The 5574-nt window shown below is 72.1% G+C and carries 4 protein-coding genes and 1 pseudogene; 3 read left to right on the forward strand and 2 right to left on the reverse strand.

What is annotated here, in order from left to right:
* On the reverse strand, nt 1-831 hold an 831-nt coding region (locus DVA66_RS16455; protein ID WP_157974068.1), incomplete at its 3' end, for a M23 family metallopeptidase.
* Nucleotides 832-1051: 220 nt separating this feature from the next.
* Between DVA66_RS16455 and DVA66_RS16460 the strand changes: the two genes are divergently transcribed.
* The 3 genes from DVA66_RS16460 to sucD all read left to right on the forward strand — a co-directional run bounded on the left by DVA66_RS16460 (nt 1052) and on the right by sucD (nt 3767).
* Nucleotides 1052-1477, forward strand: coding sequence for a cobalamin B12-binding domain-containing protein (locus tag DVA66_RS16460; RefSeq protein WP_232822017.1), 426 nt, complete (start codon nt 1052-1054; stop codon nt 1475-1477).
* Nucleotides 1478-1691: 214 nt separating this feature from the next.
* The gene (sucC, locus tag DVA66_RS16465; protein ID WP_114561049.1) at nt 1692-2867 is read left to right on the forward strand and encodes an ADP-forming succinate--CoA ligase subunit beta; all 1176 of its coding nucleotides are present in this window, start codon (nt 1692-1694) and stop codon (nt 2865-2867) included.
* 12 nt (nt 2868-2879) lie between these two features.
* Nucleotides 2880-3767, forward strand: coding sequence for a succinate--CoA ligase subunit alpha (gene sucD, locus DVA66_RS16470; RefSeq protein WP_114561050.1), 888 nt, complete (start codon nt 2880-2882; stop codon nt 3765-3767).
* 102 nt (nt 3768-3869) lie between these two features.
* Here sucD and DVA66_RS16475 read toward each other — a convergent pair.
* A pseudogene (locus DVA66_RS16475) lies at nt 3870-5574 on the reverse strand (hypothetical protein); the annotation flags it as partial.

Below are 5574 nucleotides of genomic sequence, written 5' to 3' on the forward strand. Positions count from 1 at the left end.
CGGGACGACGACGCCGTCGGCGGCCGCGCGGATCGGGGTGCCGATCGGGGCGGAGAGGTCGGTGCCGGTGTGGTAGCGCGACCACGAGCCCACCGCGCCCCAGCGGGCGGCCAGGCGGTAGTGGGCCAGCGGGGAGACGCCACCGCCGTCGCCCACCGTCACGGGGTCGACCTCGAAGTCCTCGGGGAGGGCGAGGGTGCCGGAGGCGGACTCCTCGGCCTGACGCTTCTTCTCCGCCTCGGCCTTCTTCTTCTCCTCCTCCTTGATGCGGGCGTCCTCGGACTCGATCTCCTTGCTGGTCTCGGCCAGCTTCTCGGCCCGGTCGTCCTGCATCGCCTGGCGGGAGGTCTGCACGACCTTCTCGTCGACCTTGCTCAGGTTGCTCTGCCGGTCGGCCAGCTTCTTGGCGGCGATGGCCCGGTCGAGCTCGATCCGCACGGAGTTGCGGCTCTCCCGGTCGTCACGGCCGCTGAAGGAGTCCAGCGTCCCGCTCTGGTTGCTCTGGCCCGCGTCGCTGGCCTGCTCGCGCTCGTTGGCCTGGGCTGCCGCCTGCAGGTCGCGGTTGAGGTTGACGGCCTGCTGCGCCGGTTCGGCGCGCGAGGTGTCGGCCGAGCCGCTGTTGAGGGCGGCCTTCGCATCCACCTGGGTGGCCTGGGCGGCCGAGGTCAGGCTGACCGAGCCGGCCACGCCGAGGCCGAGCACGGAGATCGCCAGCGCAGCCAAGCCGTGGCTGAGGATGCTGTGACGGGAGGTGTCGCGGCGGTCGGAGAAGCTGGCGTCGTCGGCGACTAGCGCCCGGCGAGCCTTCGCTCCGCGGAACGTCCTGGACACACACACTCCTGACCTGCTGGATGATCACATCGCGCCGGAGAACCGTCCGGCCAAACGCGCAGAAACCTAACCGATGGGCAGGGACCCATCAACCCCTGACTGAGGAGAAATCTTAGCGATTCTCAGGTTGAAGCGCCAATCCGCGGTCCGCCACAACAAACTGTGAATCGTCTCACACCCCGGACGGAATCCCTCCGGCAACGGCGGCTAGGGTGCGGATGTGGACAGCGCAGTGGCACGCCCGATCCGGGTGGTGGTGGCCAAGCCCGGTCTGGACGGGCACGACCGCGGCGCCAAGGTGGTCGCCCGGGCCCTGCGTGACGCGGGCATGGAGGTCGTCTACACCGGGCTGCACCAGACCCCGGAGCAGATCGTCGCCACCGCCCTGGCCGAGGACGCCGACGCCGTCGGGCTGTCCATCCTCTCCGGGGCCCACATGACGATCTTCCCGCGTGTGGTCGAGCTGCTGCGGGCCGAGGGCGCGGACGACGTGGTCGTCTTCGGCGGCGGGATCATCCCCGAGGCCGACCGGCAGCCGCTGGCCGAGGCCGGGGTGGCCCGGGTCTTCACCCCCGGCGCGACGATGGCCGAGATCGTCGAGTGGGTGCGCGAGCACTGCCGGCGCAGCGACGAGCTGTCCTCCTGAGAGCCCGTCCGGGCGTCCCCCTGCGCCCGGTGGTCGGTTTCGCCGCACCTGAGGCCGGGCGTTAGAGTCGCGCGGGGCGCGAGGACGCCCCCCGTGGTGCGGACGGGCGCCGAGCTGCGTCCCCCCACCTCCCACCCGAGGAAACCCCGGACGGCCTGACCGGTCGGGAACCGACGTTGGGGCCCGCGAGCCCCGGAAGAAGGATGGAATCGTCGTGGATCTCTACGAATACCAGGCGCGCGACCTGTTCGAGTCGCATGGCGTGCCGGTGCTCCGGGGCATCACCGCCACCACGCCCGAGGAGGCCGAGGCCGCTGCTGCGGCGCTGGGCACCCCGGTCGTCGTGGTGAAGGCCCAGGTCAAGACCGGTGGCCGCGGCAAGGCCGGCGGGGTGAAGATCGCCAAGAGCCCGGCCGAGGCGGCCGAGCGCGCCCGGGAGATCCTGGGGCTCGACATCAAGGGTCACGTGGTGCGCACGGTGATGGTGGCCGAGGGTGCCGACATCGCCGAGGAGTACTACTTCTCCCTGCTGCTCGACCGCGCCAACCGCTCCTACCTGGCGATGTGCAGCAAGGAGGGCGGCGTCGAGATCGAGCAGCTCGCCGTGGAGCGTCCCGAGGCGCTGGCCCGGGTACCGGTCGACCCGGCGGTGGGCATCGACGCCGCCAAGGCCGACGAGATCGTCGCCGCCGCCGGCTTCGACGAGGCCGACCGCGCCAAGATCGCGGAGGTGCTGGTCACGCTGGGCAAGGTCTACACCGCCAGCGACGCCACCCTGGTCGAGGTCAACCCGCTGGTGAAGACCGGCGACGGCTCGATCATCGCGCTCGACGGCAAGGTCACGCTGGACGAGAACGCCGACTTCCGCCACCCCGAGTTCGCCGAGCTGGCCGACGTGGCCGCCGCCGACCCGCTGGAGCTCAAGGCCAAGGAGAAGGGCCTCAACTACGTCAAGCTGGACGGCTCGGTCGGGATCATCGGCAACGGTGCCGGCCTGGTGATGAGCACCCTGGACGTCGTCGCCTACGCGGGCGAGGAGTTCCCCGGCGCGCCGAAGCCGGCCAACTTCCTCGACATCGGCGGTGGCGCCAGCGCCGAGGTGATGGCCAACGGGCTGGACGTGATCCTGCACGACGAGCAGGTGAAGAGCGTCTTCGTCAACGTCTTCGGCGGGATCACCGCCTGCGACGCGGTCGCCAACGGCATCGTGCAGGCCTTCGAGCAGCTCCTGGGCCGCGGCGTCGAGCCGAAGCCGCTGGTCGTCCGGCTGGACGGCAACAACGCCGAGCTCGGCCGGCAGATCCTGCAGGACGCGGGGCTGCCCGGTCTGGAGCAGGTGGACACGATGGACGGTGCGGCCCGCCGGGCTGCCGAGCTGGCTGCGAACTGAGGAGCGACTGACATGGCAATCTTCCTGAACTCCGACTCCCGGGTCATCGTCCAGGGCATGACGGGCTCGGAGGGCATGAAGCACTCCCAGCTCATGCTCAAGTCCGGTACCAACGTGGTCGGCGGCGTGAACCCGCGCAAGGCCGGCACCACCGTCGACTTCGAGGACGGCGTCACCGTCCCCGTCTTCGGCACCGTCGCCGAGGCGATGGAGCAGGCCCAGGCCAACGTGTCGGTGATCTTCGTGCCGGCCAAGTTCACCAAGTCCGCGGTGGTCGAGGCGATCGAGGCCGAGATCCCGCTGGCCGTCGTCATCACCGAGGGCGTGCCGGTCAGGGACACCGCCGAGTTCTGGAGCCTGGCCAAGGGCTCCAAGACCCGGCTCATCGGCCCGAACTGCCCCGGCCTGATCACCCCGGGGGTGTCGAACGCCGGCATCATCCCGGCCAGCATCACCTCCGGCGGGCGGATCGGCCTGGTGTCGAAGTCGGGCACCCTGACCTACCAGATGATGTACGAGCTCAACGACTACGGCATCTCCACCGCGGTCGGGATCGGTGGCGACCCGGTCATCGGCACCACCCACATCGACTGCCTGCAGGCCTTCCAGGACGACCCCGACACCGACGCCATCGTGATGATCGGTGAGATCGGCGGCGACGCCGAGGAGCGGGCCGCCGAGTTCATCAAGGCCAACGTCACCAAGCCGGTGGTCGGCTACGTCGCCGGGTTCACCGCGCCGGAGGGCAAGACGATGGGCCACGCCGGCGCCATCGTCTCCGGCTCGGCCGGCACCGCGGCCGCGAAGAAGGAGGCCCTCGAGGCGGCCGGCGTCAAGGTCGGCAAGACCCCGAGCGAGACCGCCGCGCTGATGCGCGAGATCATGGCCTCGCTGGCCTGAGCCGCAGGCACCGACGGCCCGCACCCCTCAGGGGGGTGCGGGCCGTCGTCGTCGGTGGGAGCCGATCCGCGCCCAGACGCCTCGACGTCCGGGGCGGTCGGCTCACCCGGCCTGGGTGGTGCGACCGGCGGCGCGCTCGGCCAGCTCGGTCCACTGCTCGTCGGAGAAGTCGAAGTCGGCGGCCTCCGGGTCGAGCGGCAGGCCCAGGTAGACGACCTTCTCGTCCACGCTGGCCATCGCGATCCGGTAGCTGACCTCCTCGTCCGCCCCCGTCGACTGGGTCACGGTGTAGGCGGTGCCGGCGATCTTGCTCTTGCCGACCGAGCCCTCGATGGGCTGGGCCTCGGAGACCTCGGCGGTGCGCAGCTCCTCCTCGCACTCCTCGACCGACTCCTCGTAGTCGTCCACCAGCGCGGTCGCGGCCTCGGCGTCCTCCATCGAGAGGATCACCTCGTCGAAACCGAACTGGTTGGGGGCGTCGGGATCGCGCTGCAGCAGGTACGTCACCTTGCCGCGGGTCTCCGGACCGCTGACCGTGGCCGGGTCGATGCCCTCGCACCGGCTCAGGGCGACGTCGGTGAAGTCGGCCTGCACGGCCGTCGGACCCCACTCGCCCGCGCCGCGGGTGATCCGGGGGACGTCGACGGGTGCCAGGAAGCCGGGCTCGGAGTCGCCGAGCGGCGGCAGGCCCTTGGTCACCGTCACGTCGTCGGCGCAGGCCCCGTCGACGGCACCGCACTGGCCGGTGACGACGTCGGTGGCGGCCTCGACCAGCCCGTCGGACTTGACCGAGCCGTCCTGCTGGGCGGCGTCCAGCACGTTGACCAGCCGGCCGGTGCGCACGAGCACCACCGAGTGGAAGGTGTTCGGCTCGTCCTCGATCACGGCGAGCCCGCCGGCGGCCTGGTCGCCCAGACCGTCGACCTTCCAGCCCTCGGCCATGAAGACCGGCTGGCGGGGGCAGCCCGCGAGCTGGGCCAGACGGCTCTCGAAGACCCGCTGGGCGTCGGCCTCGGTGGGGTAGAGGTCGGCCTGGTGCAGCACGGCGGTCTCGGCCTCGCTGGCCGTGGTGAGCGTGCGCAGCCGCGACATCTCCGGGGTCGGCAGCCCGGGCTCGGTGCGCAGCAGGCAGACCGGCTGCGGGGCGTCCTCGGCGATGCCCTCCTCGTCGAGGCTGATCTTCCAGCCCGCCTCGGGGGAGATCGCGTCGGCCTCGCGGTCGGTGAGCATCGAGGTCGGGTTGAGCGGTGCGACCGGGCTCGGCGTCGGGGTCGTGCCCACCGGCGGCGCGGTCACCTGCGGCGGCTGGTTGGCCCAGACCGCGAAGCCGATCGCCAGCGAGGTCACCATCACCAGGGCGAGCGCGGAGACCAGCAGGCCCATCCGCGTCCGGCGGTCGAGCTGGTGGCGGTGCGGCTCCTGCCACATCGGCGGCGGGGAGCTGGCCGAGCGCTGGTGCTGGGTCTGGCTCGACACCGGGCGGGGGTCGGCCGGGACGGTGCCCGGACGTCCCCACGGGTTCGGCTCGGCCGGCTGGCTCTCGGCGTAGCTGGCCGGGGTCGCCGCGGTGATCTCGGCGTCGCGGGCCGGCGTGCTGGCCGGCTGGATGGTCACGGTCGGCTGCGCGTCGGGGGTGTCCTGCGCTGCCGCGTCCGCGGTCGTCGGGCGGTCCTGGGTCGACCCGGCCCGCGGGGCGGGAGTCGGGCTCCGGTCGGCACCGGTCGGCTCGGCGCCGGTCGCGTCCTGGTCGCCCTCGGCCGCCGGCCAGGGCTCCAGGCTGCGGCGGGCGCGGCTCGGGCGGGGGGTG

It is taken from the genome of Desertihabitans aurantiacus (assembly GCF_003344635.1).
Classification (GTDB): domain Bacteria; phylum Actinomycetota; class Actinomycetes; order Propionibacteriales; family Propionibacteriaceae; genus Desertihabitans; species Desertihabitans aurantiacus.